The 17,053-nt window shown below is 73.6% G+C and carries 16 protein-coding genes; 2 read left to right on the top strand and 14 right to left on the bottom strand.

The features are described 5' to 3' along the window. Window positions 1-13: 13 nt before the first annotated feature. Window positions 14-1,888 carry a proline--tRNA ligase gene (locus tag V5D56_RS12200; RefSeq protein ID WP_435735596.1) on the bottom strand — a complete coding sequence of 625 codons (1,875 nt, stop codon included), beginning with the start codon at window positions 1,886-1,888 and terminating at the stop codon, window positions 14-16. 33 nt (window positions 1,889-1,921) lie between these two features. Here V5D56_RS12200 and V5D56_RS12195 point away from each other — a divergent pair, with 33 nt between their 5' ends. After that, complete coding sequence (locus V5D56_RS12195; RefSeq protein ID WP_435735595.1) at window positions 1,922-2,857, top strand: Fpg/Nei family DNA glycosylase; 936 nt, start codon at window positions 1,922-1,924, stop codon at window positions 2,855-2,857. 6 nt (window positions 2,858-2,863) lie between these two features. Here V5D56_RS12195 and V5D56_RS12190 read toward each other — a convergent pair whose 3' ends face one another. The 12 genes from V5D56_RS12190 to rpsB all read right to left on the bottom strand — a co-directional run bounded on the left by V5D56_RS12190 (window position 2,864) and on the right by rpsB (window position 14,864). Continuing rightward, on the bottom strand, window positions 2,864-3,793 hold the full coding sequence (locus V5D56_RS12190) for a GNAT family N-acetyltransferase (RefSeq protein ID WP_435735594.1): 930 nt from the start codon (window positions 3,791-3,793) through the stop codon (window positions 2,864-2,866). 6 nt (window positions 3,794-3,799) lie between these two features. Further along, entirely contained in the window at window positions 3,800-4,939 is a 1,140-nt protein-coding gene (gene ispG / locus V5D56_RS12185) for a flavodoxin-dependent (E)-4-hydroxy-3-methylbut-2-enyl-diphosphate synthase (protein WP_435735593.1), read from the bottom strand. A gap of 238 nt (window positions 4,940-5,177) precedes the next feature. Then, window positions 5,178-6,488, bottom strand: a complete 1,311-nt coding sequence (locus tag V5D56_RS12180) for a M50 family metallopeptidase (RefSeq protein ID WP_435735592.1) — start codon at window positions 6,486-6,488, stop codon at window positions 5,178-5,180. 73 nt (window positions 6,489-6,561) lie between these two features. Next, window positions 6,562-7,761 carry a 1-deoxy-D-xylulose-5-phosphate reductoisomerase gene (gene dxr / locus V5D56_RS12175; RefSeq protein WP_435735591.1) on the bottom strand — a complete coding sequence of 400 codons (1,200 nt, stop codon included), beginning with the start codon at window positions 7,759-7,761 and terminating at the stop codon, window positions 6,562-6,564. Between the two features lie 94 nt (window positions 7,762-7,855). Then, window positions 7,856-8,602 carry a class I SAM-dependent methyltransferase gene (locus tag V5D56_RS12170; RefSeq protein WP_435735590.1) on the bottom strand — a complete coding sequence of 249 codons (747 nt, stop codon included), beginning with the start codon at window positions 8,600-8,602 and terminating at the stop codon, window positions 7,856-7,858. A gap of 70 nt (window positions 8,603-8,672) precedes the next feature. After that, on the bottom strand, window positions 8,673-9,224 hold the full coding sequence (locus V5D56_RS12165; protein ID WP_251150665.1) for a DivIVA domain-containing protein: 552 nt from the start codon (window positions 9,222-9,224) through the stop codon (window positions 8,673-8,675). After that, entirely contained in the window at window positions 9,221-10,312 is a 1,092-nt protein-coding gene (gene rlmN / locus V5D56_RS12160; protein ID WP_435739019.1) for a 23S rRNA (adenine(2503)-C(2))-methyltransferase RlmN, read from the bottom strand. The genes V5D56_RS12165 and rlmN overlap by 4 nt, the downstream gene beginning before the upstream one ends. 115 nt (window positions 10,313-10,427) lie before the next feature. After that, window positions 10,428-11,324 (bottom strand): phosphatidate cytidylyltransferase, encoded by an 897-nt coding sequence (locus V5D56_RS12155; protein WP_435735589.1) that lies wholly within the window; start codon window positions 11,322-11,324, stop codon window positions 10,428-10,430. Between the two features lie 27 nt (window positions 11,325-11,351). Next, on the bottom strand, window positions 11,352-11,909 hold the full coding sequence (gene frr / locus V5D56_RS12150; RefSeq protein WP_435739018.1) for a ribosome recycling factor: 558 nt from the start codon (window positions 11,907-11,909) through the stop codon (window positions 11,352-11,354). Between the two features lie 51 nt (window positions 11,910-11,960). Then, window positions 11,961-12,719 carry a UMP kinase gene (gene pyrH, locus V5D56_RS12145; protein ID WP_435735588.1) on the bottom strand — a complete coding sequence of 253 codons (759 nt, stop codon included), beginning with the start codon at window positions 12,717-12,719 and terminating at the stop codon, window positions 11,961-11,963. 157 nt (window positions 12,720-12,876) lie between these two features. After that, window positions 12,877-13,716 carry a translation elongation factor Ts gene (gene tsf / locus V5D56_RS12140; protein WP_435735587.1) on the bottom strand — a complete coding sequence of 280 codons (840 nt, stop codon included), beginning with the start codon at window positions 13,714-13,716 and terminating at the stop codon, window positions 12,877-12,879. Between the two features lie 128 nt (window positions 13,717-13,844). Further along, window positions 13,845-14,864 carry a 30S ribosomal protein S2 gene (rpsB, locus tag V5D56_RS12135; protein WP_435735586.1) on the bottom strand — a complete coding sequence of 340 codons (1,020 nt, stop codon included), beginning with the start codon at window positions 14,862-14,864 and terminating at the stop codon, window positions 13,845-13,847. 567 nt (window positions 14,865-15,431) lie between these two features. Here rpsB and V5D56_RS12130 point away from each other — a divergent pair. Next, window positions 15,432-16,058, top strand: coding sequence for a murein hydrolase activator EnvC family protein (locus tag V5D56_RS12130; RefSeq protein ID WP_435735585.1), 627 nt, complete (start codon window positions 15,432-15,434; stop codon window positions 16,056-16,058). 52 nt (window positions 16,059-16,110) lie between these two features. Here V5D56_RS12130 and V5D56_RS12125 read toward each other — a convergent pair whose 3' ends face one another. After that, the gene (locus V5D56_RS12125) at window positions 16,111-17,028 is read right to left on the bottom strand and encodes a tyrosine-type recombinase/integrase (protein WP_435739017.1); all 918 of its coding nucleotides are present in this window, start codon (window positions 17,026-17,028) and stop codon (window positions 16,111-16,113) included. Window positions 17,029-17,053: the final 25 nt, after the last annotated feature.

The following is a 17,053-nucleotide window of genomic DNA, read 5'->3' as shown; positions in this document are numbered from 1 at the left end:
AGCGAGCGAGGCGTCAGGCGAGCAGCGCGTCGACCTGCTGCGTGACGTGCTCGACGGCGTCGCCCACCGCGACCTGCACGGCCTCGCCCGCGCGCGGGCGCACCTCGACGACGCCGTCCGCGAGACCGCGGCCGACGACGAGCAGGAGCGGGACGCCGAGCAGCTCGGCGTCCTTGAACTTCACGCCCGGGGAGACCTTCGGGCGGTCGTCGTAGACGACCTCGATGCCGCGCGCGGCCAGCTCGGTCGCGAGACGCTCGGCCTCCTCGAAGACGGTCTGGTCCTTGCCGGTGGCGACGACATGCACGTGCGCCGGGGCGACGTGCGCGGGCCAGGCGAGCCCGGCGTCGTCGTGGTTCGCCTCCGCGAGAGCCGCGAGCACGCGCGTCACGCCGACGCCGTAGGAGCCCATCGTCACGACGACCTGCTTGCCGTTCTCGTCGAGCACCGTGAGCCCGAGCGCCTGCGCGTACTTGCGGCCGAGCGCGAAGATGTGGCCGATCTCGATGCCGCGCGCGAGCTCGAGCGGTCCCGACCCGTCGGGGGCGGGGTCGCCCGCGCGCACCTCGGCGGCCTCGACGGTGCCGTCGGCGGAGAAGTCCCGCTCGGCGACGAGGTCGAACACGTGGCGCCCGTCCTGGTTGGCGCCGGTGATCCAGCGCGTGCCCGCGACGACGCGCGGGTCGAGCAGGTAGCGGATCGAGTGCCGCACGGGCTCGTCGACGCCCGCGTCGTCGCGCGCGTCCGGCGCCTCGCGCTGGACGTTGGGGCCGAGGACCTGCGGGCCGAGGTAGCCCTTGACGAGCTCGGGGTGCGCGGCGAAGTCCGCGTCCGTCGCGGGCTCCACCTCGGCGGGCTCGAAGGCCGCGCCGACGCGCTTGAGGTCGACCTCGCGGTCGCCGGGCAGGCCGACGACGACGACCTCGCGACGCCCGTCCGGGTGCGTCACGGCGAGCACGACGTTCTTCAGCGTGTCCGCGGCGGTCCACGCCCGGTCGCCGCGGGGGTGGTGCTCGTTGGCGAACGCGACGAGCGAGTCGATGGTCGGGGTGCCCGGCGTGTCCTCGACGTGCGCGGGGGGCGCGTCGGCGTAGTCGACCGCGTCGGGCACGGGCGTGACGACGGCCTCGACGTTCGCCGCGTACCCGCCCGCGGAGCGCACGAAGGTGTCCTCGCCGATCGCCGTCGGGGTGAGGAACTCCTCCGAGCGAGAGCCGCCCATCGCGCCCGACGTCGCCGCCACGACGACGTACTCGAGCCCGAGGCGCTCGAAGATCCGCCGGTACGCGGCGCGCTGCGCCTCGTACGAGCGCTCGAGGCCCTCGTCGGACACGTCGAACGAGTACGCGTCCTTCATGACGAACTCGCGCCCGCGGATGAGCCCGGCACGCGGGCGTGCCTCGTCGCGGTACTTCGTCTGGATCTGGTAGATCGTCAGCGGCAGGTCCTTGTACGACGAGTACAGGTCCTTGACGAGGAGCGTGAACATCTCCTCGTGCGTCGGCGCGAGGAGGTAGTCGCCGTCCTTGCGGTCCTTGAGCCGGAAGATGTTCGGCCCGTACTCCGTCCACCGGCCCGTCGCCTCGTACGGCTCCTTGGGCAGCAGCGCCGGGAAGTGCACCTCCTGCGCGCCCGCCGCGGCCATCTCCTCGCGGACCACGGCCTCGACCTTGCGCAGCACGCGCAGGCCGAGCGGGAGCCAGGTGTAGATGCCGGGGGCGGCGCGGCGGATGTAGCCCGCGCGGACGAGGAGCCGGTGGCTCGCGACCTCGGCGTCGGCCGGGTCCTCGCGCAGCGTCCGGACGAACAAGGTGGACAGGCGCAGGAGGTCGGCGCCCCGGACGCGGGCAGGACCCGCGGCGCGCGCGCCGGACGTGACGGAAGACATGCGGCACACCTTACCGGCGGGGAGGATGTCCCCATGCCCGAGCTCCCCGAGGTCGAGGCCCTCGTCCGGTTCCTCGACGACCGCACGACGGGCCGCACGGTCGTCGCCACGGACGTGGCCCAGATCTCCGCGCTCAAGACGTTCGACCCGCCCGTCACGGCGCTCGTCGGCCGGGTCGTCGCGGGGGCGCGACGCCACGGCAAGTGGCTCGACCTGGTCCTCGCGCGACCGCCAGGCTTCGGGACGGTCGCCGCGCCGCACCGTCCCGACGACGCCGAGCTGCACCTCGTCTTCCACCTCGCCCGCGCGGGATGGCTGCGCTGGTCCGAGAAGGCGCCGACGACGCCCGTCAAGCCCAAGCTCGGGGGCAGCGGGGGCGGGCGGATCGCCGTGCTCGCGCTGCGCGTCCGGTTCGACGACGGCTCCGGCTTCGACCTCACGGAGGCCGGCACGCGCAAGCGGCTCGCGGTGCACGTCGTGCGGGACCCGTCGGAGGTGCGGGCGATCGAGACCCTGGGGATCGAGCCGCTCGACCCGGGCTTCACCGCGGAGGCGCTGGGCGGGCTCATGGCCGCGCGCAACCAGCAGGTCAAGGGTCTCCTGCGCGACCAGTCCTCGATCGCGGGGATCGGCAACGCCTACTCCGACGAGATCCTGCACGCCGCACGGACGAGCCCGTTCAAGCTCACGCGCTCGTTCACGCCGGACGAGGTCGCCCGGGTGCACGCCGCGGTCGGCGAGGTGCTCGGCGAGGCCGTCGCGGCGTCGTCGGGCAGGCCGGCCGCGGAGCTCAAGGACGCGAAGCGGTCCGGGATGCGCGTCCACGGGCGGACCGGCCAGCCGTGCCCCGTGTGCGGGGACACGGTGCGCGAGGTGAGCTTCGCCGACCGGAGCCTGCAGTACTGCGCGACGTGCCAGACCGGCGGGCAGGTGCTCGCCGACCGTCGCCTGTCGCGCCTGCTCAAGTGACCTCGGTCAGAACAGGACGGTCGCGAAGGTGCCCACCTGCTCGAAGCCGACGCGGCGGTACGTCGCGAGGGCCCGGGAGTTGTAGTCGTTGACGTAGAGCGACACGACGGGCGGACGCACCGACGAGCCGGGCGGCGTCGCGCGCGCGAGCGAGACCACGGCCGCCATCCCGGGCGCGGCGAGCCCGCGGCCGCGATACCGCGGGTCGACCCACACGCCCTGCACCTGGGCCACCCGGTCCGTCACCGCGCCGAGCTCCGCCTTGAACACCACGTGGCTCCCGGCTCCCGACCCCGCGAGCCGCACGAACGACCGGCCCGCCGCGACGAGCGAGCGCACCCGCTCCTCGTAGGCCCGGCCGCCGCCCTCGACGGGCGAGTACCCGACCTCCTCGGTGAACATCCGCACGCACGCGGGGAGCACGACGGGCACCTCGGCGACGGTCGAGCGGCGCACGGACGGGTCCGGGTCGACGTCGGGCGCGCGGTCGATGGCGAGCGACGGCTGGTCGGCGCGGACCTCGCGCGGCGCGGGCCACGTCTCCGCGAGGACGCCCCACAGCGCGAGGACGGCCTCGCGCTCCCCCACGATCGACGACGAGCGGCGGCCGGCGCGGTGCGCGAACGCCGCGAAGCCGACCAGCGCGGCACGTCGTCCCGCGTCGTCGAGCGTCGGCGGGACCACCGGGACGAGGTTGGCACCCGCCCAGCACACCGCCTCGAGGGGGCCCTGCGCGGGGAAGCCCCACGCGTGCCCACCTGCGGCCCGCAGACCGACGCGCAGCGCGACCTCGAGGCGTGCGGCCGCGAGGACCGAGCCCACGGGGTCGGTCGCGCACACCGCGAGAGCCTCGGGCACGTCGGCGTCCGAGAGCTCGCGCGCGTCCGACCCGGCCCGCGGCCTCAGGGCCGGGACCGACGGACGCCAGCGTGCCACCGCCGCTCAGCCCACGGTGACGACCGGCGGACCGGCCTGCGCGTCGTTCTCGGGGGTCATCGTCTCGGCGATGCGCATCGCCTCCTCGATGAGCGTCTCCACGATGAGCGACTCGGGCACGGTCTTGACGACCTCGCCCTTGACGAAGATCTGGCCCTTGCCGTTGCCGGACGCGACGCCGAGGTCGGCCTCGCGCGCCTCGCCGGGCCCGTTGACGACGCAGCCCATGACCGCGACGCGCAGCGGGACCTCCATGCCCTCCAGGCCGGCGGTCACCTTCTCCGCGAGCGTGTAGACGTCGACCTGCGCGCGCCCGCACGACGGGCACGAGACGATCTCGAGCTTGCGCGGGCGCAGGTTGAGCGCCTGAAGGATCTGGTTGCCGACCTTGACCTCCTCGACCGGCGGGGCCGAGAGGGACACGCGGATCGTGTCGCCGATGCCCTGGCTGAGCAGCGCGCCGAAGGCGGTCGCGGACTTGATCGTGCCCTGGAACGCCGGTCCGGCCTCGGTCACCCCGAGGTGCAGCGGCCAGTCCCCCGCCTGCGAGAGCAGCTCGTAGGCGCGGACCATGACGACGGGGTCGTTGTGCTTGACGGAGATCTTGAAGTCGTGGAAGTCGTGCTCCTCGAACAGCGACGCCTCCCACACGGCCGACTCGACGAGCGCCTCGGGCGTCGCCTTGCCGTACTTCGCGAGCAGGCGCTTGTCGAGCGATCCCGCGTTGACCCCGATCCGCAGCGACGTGCCGTGGTCCTTCGCCGCCTGGGCGATCTCCTTGACCTGGTCGTCGAACTGGCGGATGTTGCCCGGGTTGACGCGCACGGCCGCGCACCCGGCCTCGATCGCCGCGAAGACGTACTTCGGCTGGAAGTGGATGTCCGCGATGACGGGGATCTGCGACTTCTTCGCGATCACCGGCAGCGCGTCCGCGTCGTCCTGCGTCGGGCACGCGACGCGCACGATGTCGCAGCCCGACGCCGTGAGCTCGGCGATCTGCTGGAGGGTCGCGTTGATGTCCGTCGTCTTCGTCGTCGTCATCGACTGGACGCTGATCGGCGCGTCGCCGCCCACCTCGACCTTGCCGACCTTGATCTTGCGGGTCGGGCGTCGCGGCGCGAGGACCGGGGGCGGGGCAGCAGGCATTCCGAGGCTGATGGGTACGCTCACGTCCCTAGTATCCCCCGCGACCGTGCCCGACGGGGCACGTCGGGCGGGTCCGGGAGGTCACCTTCCCGGCCGGTCCGGCACATCGTCGCGGAACCTCCACAGGACGTCTGACCGCGCGCTGCCACAGGGCGGCCAACCGACCGTTGAGTGCTGGAGATTTGTCGTCTCCCGGGGCTTTGGACGTCAAATCCCCAGCACTCAACGATCGGGAGGGTTACGAGAGGCGTACGGGGTCGACGATGTCGGCGAGGATGAGCAGAGCCCCGACCCCGATGAGCACGACGAACATCACGTACGCGACGGGCATCGTGCGCGCCACGTCGGCCGGACCGGGGCGCGGGAGGCCGCGCACGCGCGCGACCGTGCGCTTGGCGCCCTCGTAGAGCGCGTTGACCACGTGCCCGCCGTCGAGCGGCAGGAGCGGGATGAGGTTGAACACGAACAGCGCGACGTTGAGGGCGGCGAGCAGGAGCAGGAACTGCTGGATCTGCGCGACCACCTCGCTGTCGCTGCCCGCGATGTCGACCGCGACCTGCCCCGCGCCGACGATGCTCGCGACGCCGTTCGGGTCGCGCGGCGCGTCCGTGAACGTGGCGTGCACGGCGTCGGCGACCTTGGCCGGGAGGGTCACGACGATCGCGGCCGTGCCGCTCACCTGCTGCCACGTGGCCTCGAGCGCGGTGCCGACCCCGAGTGACTGCCGTTCGGCGGTCGGCGTGAACCCGACGAAACCGGCGGGCTCCGTCACGGGCTCCCCCGCGTCGTCGACCACGGGGGTGCCGTCCTCGGCGACCACCTGGCGCTGCACCTCGACGGGCGTGATCGAGAGCGTCACGTCCTCGCCGCCGCGCTCGACGACCACGGGGACGGTCTCGTCAGCGGCTCCCCGGATCATCCCGGAGAGCTCGTCCCACGAGCCGACCGGGGCGCCGTCGAAGGACACGATCGTGTCGCCGGGCTCGAGCCCGGCCGCCGCCGCCGGCGACTCCGGGTCCCCCGCCGCGCACTGCGCCTGCTCGGCGGTCACGGTCCCCGAGACGCACGGCGTGACGCTCGCGACCGTCGTCGTGGCGGCGGGCAGACCGATGCCGACGAACACGATGAGCGTGAGCACCACGGCGATGAGCAGGTTCATGAACGGGCCGCCGAGCATGACGACGACCTTCTTCGGCGCGGACAGGTTGTAGAACGCCCGGTGCTCCTCGCCGGGCCGGATCTCCTCGGTGCTCGCGTCGCGCGCGTCGGCCACCACCTGGGAGAAGAAGCCCTGGCCGCGCGGGCGCGCGCCGGCCGGGGCGGGCGGCATCATCCCGACCATGCGGACGTAGCCGCCGAGCGGGATCGCCTTGACCCCGTACTCGGTCTCCCCCTTGCGGCGCGACCACAGGGTGGGGCCGAAGCCGACCATGTACTGGCTCACGCGCACGCCGAACCTCTTCGCGGGCACCATGTGGCCCACCTCGTGCAGGGCGATGGACACCACGAGCCCCAGCACGAAGACGGCGACGCCGATCACGACTGCCATGCGTTCCTCAACCCGTCCCTCGACCCGTCGCTCACCGACCGGTCCTCGTTCCTTCGGTCCCGCCGGGCCGCGCTCAACGCCGGTCCAGCAGCTCGTTCGCGCGTGTCCGCGCCCAGTCCTCCGCAGCGGACACGTCGTCCAACGTCACGCGGTCCGCCGCGGTTCCCTCGTGGGCTGCGAGCACGCGCTCGACGGTCGTCACGATGTCACCGAAACCTGCGCGCCCGCTGAGGAACGCCGCGACGGCCTCCTCGTTCGCCGCGTTGTACACGGCAGGGTGGGTCGCGCTCGTCGCCACCGCCGCGCGCGCGAGGCCCACGGCGGGGAACGCGGCGTCGTCGAGCGGCTCGAACGTCCACGACGTCGCCCGCGACCAGTCGCACGGCGGCGTCACGACGTCGAGACGCTCGGGCCAGCTCAGGCCGAGCGCGATCGGCAGGCGCATGTCCGGGGGCGACGCCTGGGCGATGGTCGAGCCGTCCACGAACTCCACCATGGAGTGCACGACGGACTGCGGGTGCACGACGACCGTGATGTCGTCGACCGGCACGTCGAACAGCAGGTGCGCCTCGATGAGCTCCAGGCCCTTGTTCATCAGGCTCGCCGAGTTCACGGTCACGACCGGGCCCATCGACCACGTCGGGTGCGCGAGCGCCTGGTCCACGGTCGCGGCCTTCACGTCGTCCGCGGCCCAGCCGCGGAATGGTCCGCCCGACGCGGTGAGCACGAGCCGTCGCACCTCGCCGCGCGCACCCGAGCGCAGGCACTGGGCGATCGCGGAGTGCTCGGAGTCGACGGGCACGATCTGGTCCGCGCGCTGCTGGGCGGCACGGACGAGCGCGCCGCCCGCGACGAGCGACTCCTTGTTGGCGAGGGCCAGGATCGACCCGCCGCGCAGAGCGGCGAGCGTCGGACCGAGCCCGACCGAGCCGGTGACGCCGTTGAGCACGACGTCGCTCCCCCGCCCCGCGAGCTCCGCGGCGGCGTGCGGTCCGGCGAGCAGCTCAGGTGCCGCGCCTCGACCCGCGAACGCGTCGGCGAGCGCTGCCTCGAGCGCGCTCGCGCGGGCGGCGTCGGCCACGGCGACCGCCGCGACGCCCAGCTCGGCGGCCTGGCGCGCGAGCAGTCCCACGTCCCCGCCACCGGCGGAGAGCGCGTCGACGCGGAACCGCCCCGGGTGGGACCGGACGACGTCGATCGCCTGCGTCCCGATCGATCCGGTCGACCCGAGGATCGTCAGGGAGCGGGGCGCGGTGGACGAGCGGTCGGGCATGGGCACCATCTTCCCAGGTCTCCCGGACACCGCGGCACCGGCCGCCGGCGCGGCACACGGGCCCGACGGCGCCGGCCGGGCCATGCCGGTCCGGTCACCTCCGGCCAGGGCTCGTCCACTCCAGCGTGTACCGGAAGAACAGCCGACGCCGGACCCGCGCGCCCGGCAGCAGCGGACGAGCCGCCTGCACGATCTCGTCGACCGAGCGGTCCGCGTGACGGACGGGCATCCCCGGCGCGTCGACCCCGGGGTCGCCCGGCCGCGCACGACGAGGGTGCTTGACGAGCCCGACGAGCGGGTTGAGCACGGCCGAGGCCACGTCGACGGCGACGTCGCGGGACGAGGCCGTGCGCGCCAGGCCGACGACCAGGAGCCTGCCACCGGGCGCGAGCAGGTCCCGGGCCCGTGCGAGCGCGTCCTCGAGGTCGAGATGGTGCAGGACGGCCACCATCGTCACGACGTCGTAGGCCTCCGGAGCGGCGTCCACGGAGGCACGGCCGTCGGCGCGCAGCACGTCCCCCGGCGAGCCGACGCCGTCGAACGCCGTCTGCCGGACCGTCACCCGCGGGTCGCCGTCGAAGCGCGCCCGCGCGGCGTCCGCCATCCGCGCGTCGGGGTCGATGCCGTGCACCGCCTCGACGCGCCCGCGCAGGACCCCGAGCAGGGCTCCAGCGCCGCACCCCACGTCGAGAGCGAGACGAGCACCCCGGGGCACGCGGCGTGCGACCCAGGGGTGATAGTGCTCGTTGTGGTTCCAGGGATGGCGGGCGTTGACCACAGCGAGCCACGCCACCGCCCGCTGGACGACCACGTGCGTCGAGGTGCGCGGGTCGGCCGTCACGAGACGGCCGTCGGTCCGACCGGGCCCGCCGCCGCCACCGCGGCCCGGGCCGCCGGGGTCCCGTGCTGCGTCACTCGACGCCGAGCAGCACCTCGATGGCCCGCGCGAAGAACGCGTCGACGGCGCCCTCCGCGTAGCCGTCGCGGCCGCGGGCGCGCCCGAACGTCGCCGAGCGGATCTCCGCCGCCGTGATCGGGACCTGGCGGTCGAAGTAGGCCACGAGCCGGTCGCACAGGTCGTCGACGTCGTCCATGTCGTACGCGGGCTTGCCGCGCTCGGCGGGCGCGAACTTCTCGCCGTCGGGCCGACCCAGGCGCCCGTACAGCGTGCGGGCGCGCTCGGCGAGCGCGTTCATCCAGGCCTGCTGCCCGTGCGCCGCGACGTACTCCGCGCGCTGGCGGGCGATGAACGCCCCCTCGAGCCGGTCGAGCGCCGCGTCCACCTCGTGCGTGTCGTAGCCGCCCCGGATCAGGTCGAACACCGACGTCTGGATCTCGGTGCTCGTCAGCCGGTCCGACGCACGACCCTCGTACACGTCACGTGCGTGCTCGAAGAAGTCGTCGACCTCCTCCGGGTCGTACCCGTTCCGGGTCTTCGAGACCGTGGTGAACAGCGAACTCACTCGTCCTCCTCTGCAGCGAGCTGCCCGCAGGCGCCGTCGATGTCGCTGCCGCGGGTGTCACGGATCGTCGTCGGGATCCCGTGCCCGCGCAATCGTGCCACGAACTCCGCCTCGACGGCAGGGTCGCTCGCGGTCCAGATCGACCCCGGGGTCGGGTTGAGCGGGATCGGGTTGACGTGCACCCAGCCGCGGCCGCGCGCGTTGAGCTTCTCGCCGAGCAGGTCGGCGCGCCACGCGTGGTCGTTCATGTCCTTGATGAGCGCGTACTCGATGCTCACACGGCGACCGGTGACCTCGAAGTAGTGCCGCGCGGCGTCGAGCGTCTCGTCGACGCTCCACCGCGTGTTGATGGGCACGAGCTCGCTGCGCAGGTCGTCGTCGGGCGCGTGCAGCGACAGCGCGAGCGTCACCGGGACGCCCTCGTCGGCGAGCTTGCGCATCGCCGGGACCAGGCCGACGGTCGAGACCGTGATGTTGCGCGCCGACATCCCGAGACCGTCCGGGGCGGGAGCGACGAGCCGGCGCACGGTGCCCATGACGGCCTTGTAGTTCGCCATCGGCTCGCCCATGCCCATGAACACGAGGTTGTTGAGGCGGGTCGGACCGCCCGGGATCTCACCGTCGGCCAGCGCGCGCCCTGCGGCGCGGACCTGCTCGACGATCTCCGCGATCGACAGGTTGCGCGTGAGCCCGAGCTGTCCGGTGGCGCAGAAGGGGCACGCCATGCCGCAGCCCGCCTGGCTCGACACGCACAGGGTCGTGCGCTGCGGGTAGCGCATGAGCACGGACTCGACCTTGGCGCCGTCGAACAGGTGCCACAGCGTCTTGACCGTCGTCCCGCCGTCGGCCTCCATGCGGCGCGCAGCGGTGAGCAGCGGGGGGAAGAGCGCCTCGGTGAGGACGTCGCGCGACGCCTTCGGCAGGTCGGTCATCGCCTCGGGGTCGCGCGTGAGGTGCGCGTAGTAGTGCGTCGCGAGCTGCTTCGCCCGGAACGGCTTCTCGCCCAGCGCGACGACGGCCTCGCGGACCTCCTCGGGAGCGAGGTCGGCGAAGTGCCGCGGCGGCTTGCCGCGCCGCGGCGCGGACATGACGAGCGGTAGCGGCGTCGACTCCGCCGAGGGGCGGACCGAGCGGGCCGGGGGCGGGGCGGGCGGGCGGACGGTCATGGGGAGGTCCAAGCGTGGGGGGCGGGGCGTGCCGTGGTCACACGGCCATGGTGAGCAGCACGTAGACGAACGGTGCGGTGAGGAGCATGGAGTCGAGGCGGTCCAGGATGCCTCCGTGACCGGGCAGGAGCGACCCCATGTCCTTCAATTCTAGGTCCCGCTTGATCATCGACTCGGCGAGGTCGCCGACGGTCGCCGTGAGCGGCGCGAGGATGCCGAGCGCGACGCCCACGAGAGGGCTCGCGCCGAGGCCCACGACGGCCCCGACGACGCCGACGCCGGTCGCGAGGACGAAGGAGCCCGCGAGCCCTTCCCACGACTTCTTCGGGCTGACCGACGGCGCGAGCGGGTGGCGTCCGAACAGCACGCCCGCGACGTACCCGCCGACGTCGTTCGCGACGGCGAGCAGGATGAACAGGAGCACCTTGACGCGGCCGTCGTCCTGGGCCAGGAGCAGCATGACGAACCCCGCCATGAAGGGCAGGTACGCCGCCGCGAAGGTTCCCGCGGCGGCGTCGCGCACGGCGGCCGTGCCCGACCCGTCGATGACGCGCCAGACCACGACGCCCGCGACGGTGAGCATGAACGAGACGAGCAGCGCCTCGGGACCCGAGTAGTACGACGAGACGAGGATCCCGACGGTCCCGACGAGCAGGGGCAGCACGGGGACGTGCAGGTCACGGCGCTCGAGAGCCTTGGCGAGCTCCCAGACGGCCGCGCCGACGGCGAGGACGGCGAGGGCGACGAACGGCTCGGGCCGGAACGCGAGGCTCGCGGCGACGACGACGAGGAGACCGAGGCCCACCGCGATCGCCGCCGGGAGGTTGCGCCCGGCCCGCGGCGCGCGTCCGCCGGCCGCCCCACCGGTCTCCGGACCGACGGACCGTCCCGCGGACGGGTCGGCGCCGGCGGTGGACGGGAAGATGTCTGACATGGGCACGGTGCTCGGGAGCCGGACGGCTCAGACCTCGAGCAGCTCGGTCTCCTTGCCGACGAGGAGAGCGTCGATCTGGTCGACGTGCTGCTTCGTCAGACCCTCGAGCTCCTTCTCCGCACGCGCGACCTCGTCCTCGCCGGCCTCGCCGTCCCGCGCGATGCGGTCCAGCTCCTCCTTCGCGCGACGACGGACGTTGCGGATCGAGACGCGCGAGTCCTCGGCCTTCGACTTCGCGAGCTTCACGAAGTCCCGACGACGCTCCTCGGTGAGGGCAGGGAGCACGACCCGGATGATGTTGCCGTCGTTCGACGGGTTCACCCCGAGGTCGGAGTCGCGCAGCGCCTTCTCGATGGCCGACATCGCGCTCTTGTCGAACGGCGACACGATCATCGTGCGGGCCTCAGGGGTCTGGAACGAGGCGAGCTGCTGCAGCGGGGTCGGCGCACCGTAGTAGTCGACGGTGATCTTGCTGAACATCGCGGGGTTCGCCCGGCCGGTGCGGATGGTGGCGAAGTCCTCCTTGGCCACCTCGACCGCCTTGTCCATCTTCTCCTCGGCCTCGAGGAGGGTCTCGTCGATCACCCAGTGCTCCTTCGTTCGGTCGGTCACGTCTCGTCGTCTGCGAGCTGTTCGTCAGCTCGCCGTGACCAGTGTCCCAATATTCTCGCCGACGAGGGCCCGGGTGACGTTCCCCGGCTCGCCCATGCCGAAGACGCGCATGCGCACGTCGTTGTCGCGGCACAGGCTCAGGGCCGTGGCGTCCATGACGCCCAGGTCCTTGACGAGCGCGTCCGTGTACGTGAGGTGGTCCAGCTTCTCGGCCGTCGGGTCCTTGCGCGGGTCGGCCGTGTAGACGCCGTCCACGCCGTTCTTGCCCATGAGGACCTCGTGGCAGTGCGTCTCGAGCGCGCGCTGGACGGAGACCGTGTCGGTCGAGAAGTACGGCATGCCGGCCCCGGCGCCGAAGATCACGACGCGGCCCTTCTCGAGGTGCCGGATCGCGCGCAGCGGGATGTAGGGCTCGGCGACCTGGCCCATCGTGATCGCGGTCTGCACGCGCGTCTTCACGCCCGCCTGCTCGAGGAAGTCCTGGAGCGCGAGGCAGTTCATCACGGTGCCCAGCATGCCCATGTAGTCCGCACGCGCCCGGTCGAGGCCGCGCTGCGACAGCTCGGCCCCGCGGAAGAAGTTGCCGCCGCCGACGACGATCGCGACCTGGACCCCCTGGGCGACCGCGTCGGCGATCTCGCGGGAGACCCGCTGCACGACGTCGGGCGCGAGCCCGATCTGCCCGCCGCCGAACGTCTCGCCCGACAGCTTGAGGAGGACGCGACGCGGGGTCGCGCCGTCGGAACCGTCACGGGTCTGGTCGGCTGTGCTCACTGTCGCCACCTGTCCTTGGTCGTCGCCCGGTGGGGCGTGCGGGTCGAGTCGTCGCGGGAAGGGCTGTGGCCGCGGCCCGCCTCGGGGCGGCGCCCCGGCGGGAGGCCCGGGTGCGGCATGGCCCGGCCCTCCCGCGACGAGCGGGAGGACCGGGCCTGCGAGGACGTCAGGCGCCGACGCGGTAGCGCACGAACTCCGTGATCGTGCCGCCGGCCTCGGACACGACCTGGCCCACGGTCTTCTTGGGGTCCTTCGCGAGCGGCTGGTCGACGAGGACAACGTCCTTGAAGAAGCCGTTCAGGCGACCCTCGATGATCTTCGGGAGCGCGGCCTCGGGCTTGCCCTCGTTGCGCGAGGTCTCCTCGGCGATGCGGCGCTCGTTCTCGACGGTGTCCGCGGGGACCTCGTCGCGCGAGAGGTACGTCGGCGACATCGCGGCGACGTGCTGGGCGACGTCCTTCGCGACGGCCTCGCCGGCCGCGTCGGTCGCCACGACGACGCCGATCGACGGCGGGAGGTCACGAGCCGTGCGGTGCAGGTACGCGGTGACGCGCTCGCCCGCGACGCGGGTCACGCGGCGCAGGACGATCTTCTCGCCGAGCGTCGCGGCCTGGTTGTCGATGACCTCCTGGACGGTCTCGCCACCGGCGTCCGCGGCGAGCGCCGCGTCGGCGTCGCGCGCGCCGGCCTCCGCGGCCGCCTTGAGCACGCGGTCGGCGAGGCTGATGAACGTCTCGTTCTTCGCGACGAAGTCGGTCTCGGAGTTGAGCTCGATGAGGGTCGCGACCTGGCCGCCCTCGACGTCGCGGATGTCGACGGCCACGAGGCCCTCGGAGGTCGAACGGCCCTCGCGCTTGGCGACGCCCTTCAGTCCCTTGACGCGGATGATCTCGAGCGCCTTGTCGGCGTCGCCGCCGGCCTCGTCGAGAGCCTTCTTGACGTCGAGCATGCCGGCGCCGGTGCGCTCGCGCAGCGCCTTGATGTCAGCGGCGGTGTAGTTCGCCATGGTGGGTCCTCACTCGTGGTGTGTCACGGGTACGTGCTGGGTGGTGCGTGACGGGCCGGCCGGACGTCGCGCGTCCAGGCGCGTCGCGGGGCGCGCGGCGAGACCTGCTCGCCGCGCGCCCCGGGACGTCACTTGGACTCGTCGGTCTCCGTGGCCTCGGCGACGGGGGCCTCCTCGGCCGGAGCCTCCTCGGCGGCGGGCGCCTCGGCGGCCTCCGCGGCGGGAGCGGCCTCGACCTCGGCCTCGGCGGCCTCGGCTGCGGCCTCGACCGCCGGTGCGGCGTCCGCACCCGGCGCCACGGCCTCCTCGGCACCGGAGGCGCCCTCGGTGGCGGACGCGTTCGCGGCCGCCTCGTCGGACTCGAGCTGCTGCTCGGCACCGGCGAGGAGCTCGCGCTCCCACTCGGCCAGGGGCTCGGCGTCGGCACCGGCCTCGGCCTCGGCACCCGAGCGACCGGAGTGGCGCTGGAGCAGACCCTCGGCGGCGGCGTCCGCGATCACGCGCGTGAGGAGCGTGACCGAGCGGATCGCGTCGTCGTTGCCCGGGATCTTGTAGTCCACGACGTCCGGGTCGCAGTTGGTGTCGAGGATCGCGACGATCGGGATGTGGAGCTTGCGCGCCTCGTCGACCGCGAGGTGCTCCTTGTTCGTGTCGACGATCCACACGGCGGAGGGGACCTTCGCCATGTCACGGATGCCGCCGAGCGTCCGCGCGAGCTTGTCCTTCTCGCGGCGCAGGACGAGGAGCTCCTTCTTGGTGAGCGACGAGCCGGCGACGTCGTCGAAGTCGATCTCCTCGAGCTCCTTGAGGCGCTGCAGACGCTTGTGCACCGTGGTGAAGTTCGTGAGCATGCCACCGAGCCAGCGGTGGTTCACGTACGGCATGCCGACGCGCGCGGCCTGCTCCGCGACGGGCTCCTGCGCCTGCTTCTTGGTGCCGACGAAGAGGATCGAACCGCCGTGGGCGACGGTCTCCTTGACGAACTCGTAGGCGCGGTCGATGTACGACAGCGACTGCTGGAGGTCGACGATGTAGATGCCGTTGCGCTCCGTGAGGATGAACCGCTTCATCTTCGGGTTCCAACGGCGGGTCTGGTGTCCGAAGTGGACACCGCTCTCGAGGAGCTGGCGCATGGTCACGACGGCCATGACACGTCCTTTCACCGTGCGGCCCGGGATCCTCCCGGTGCACGCACGCTCTGGGCGGCCCCCTCGCGAGGTGGGCCGCGTTGCGGTTGGTCGGTGCGGACCACGGCGGTACGCACCCCTGGCGCCACCCGAGCCGACGCCCGCTCGCTCGCACGAGCAGGACCGACGCCGGACGCGGCCCGCCCAGCACCCGACAGAGGCCGGGACGAGGGCGGAACGTGACGCGCGAAGTCGACCGACGCGGCCTGCCGCCTCCCGCCCCTCACCCGAAGGTGCGAGACGGTGTGTCGAGGTGGCTCACGGTCGTGCCGATCGCGCGGTCGAGTCTACCCGACCCCGCGCCGCACGGCGGACGGACGGGCCGCGGGGGCGCCCGGACCGGGCGCCCCGAGGGCTCACCGGGTGTGACGGCTCGGCGTCTCGGGCGCCACGCCGGCGGCTCGGGTGCGGGCGGACGGCGTGACGGCTGGCCGCAGGGCCGACCACAGGTGGCTCACGAACCTGTCGTCGTCCACAGCACCGTGCGCGACGGCCGAAGGGTTCCTGCCGAGACGGCACGCTGTCCGGATGAGACCGCACCGCCCCGCGGCGCGCCACGTCGCCGGCCGCCGCACCGCTGCTTCGTCCGTCGCTCCCCGAGGTACCCCGCGCCGGCGCGGAGCCCTCGCCCCGCTCGTCGTCGCGCTCGTGCTCCTGTCGGCCGTGCCCGTTCCTGGTGCGGGTGCCGCACCGGCGCCGGGGGCCGCCGTCTGGGTGCCTCCGCTCGACCGGACGCTCGACGCCCTGGACGTGCTCGCGCCCTTCGACCCGCCCGCCCAGGACTGGCTGCCCGGCCACCGCGGCGTCGACCTCGCGGCGTCCCCGGGCGAGGCGGTGCGCGCACCGTCCGCCGGGGTCGTCACGTTCGCGGGACCCGTCGCGGGGCGCGGCGTCGTCGTGATCTCGCACGACGACGGCCTGCGGACCTCGCTCGAACCCGTGGTCACCGACGTGCGTCCGGGCATGCGCGTGGCGACCGGCGAGGTCGTGGGGGCGACCGAGGTCCCGGGCGAGGGCGGCGCGACGGCGTCCCAGCACGGCGGTCACTGCGCCGGGACGTGCGTGCACTGGGGGGTGCGCCGCGGCGAGCGCTACGTGGACCCGCTCGCCCTGCTCGGCGACCGGCCGCCGATCGTGCTCCTCCCGCTGTCCTGACGGCCCGCACGGCTGGCACGACTGGCACCGCCGGTCGGCCGCCGCCCCGGCCTCACGCGCGCGGGAACGCCTGCTCGAAGGAGCTGCGCAGCCGCTCCGCCGTGACGTGGGTGTAGCGCTGCGTCGTCGCGAGCGACGAGTGCCCGAGGATCTCCTGCACGCTGCGCAGGTCCGATCCCCCCGCGAGGAGGTGGGTGGCGGCGCTGTGGCGCAGGTCGTGCGGGGCGACGTCGTCCACGCCGGCCGCCGCCGCGAGGCGGTGCACCGCGTCACGCACCTGCCGCTGGCCCCACCTGCCCCCACGGTCCCCGACGAAGAGCGCCGCACCGGAGCGGTCGGTGACGAGCACCGGCCGCCCCTCGACCAACCAGCGCTTGACGGCACGGGCGGCCGGGACGCCGAACGGCACGACACGCTCCTTGGCGCCCTTGCCCAGCACCCGCACGGTGCGGAGGTCCAGGTCGACGTCGTCGACGTCCACGCCCGCGAGCTCGCCCACGCGCACCCCGGCGCCGTAGAGCAGCTCGGCGGCGGCCCACTCACGCAACCGGGCAGGGTCCCCCTCGTCGGCGGCTGCCCGAGCCACGTCCAGGAGGTGCGCCGCGGCGTCGACGGCGAGGACGGTCGGCAGGGTGCGCGCGACGCGAGGACTGGCGAGCCGCGCCGCCGGGTCCGCCGCGACGCGACCGGTCGTGCGCGCCCAGTCGAAGAACGCCCGGGCCGCTGCCCCGCGGCGGGCGAGCGTCGTGCGGGCGAGACCACGCTCGGAGAGGACCGTGAGCCACGAGCGGAGCACCGCGAGGTCCACGGCAGCGAGCGTCACCGCGCCGTGCCGGACTGCGTGCCGCAGCAGGCTGTCGACGTCCCCCACGTAAGCCCGCACGGTGTGCGCGGACGCACCCCGCTCGACCTCCAGGTACGTGGCGAACTCCTCGAGCGCGACCTGCAGGCCACGCGGCAGCGCGGGCATGGCCGGCGCCTCCCCCGTGACGTGC

The organism is Cellulosimicrobium sp. PMB13 (assembly GCF_051294865.1).
GTDB lineage: Bacteria > Actinomycetota > Actinomycetes > Actinomycetales > Cellulomonadaceae > Cellulosimicrobium.
Note: the sequence above shows the minus strand (reverse complement) of the source record. Positions and strands in the feature narration are given on the sequence as shown.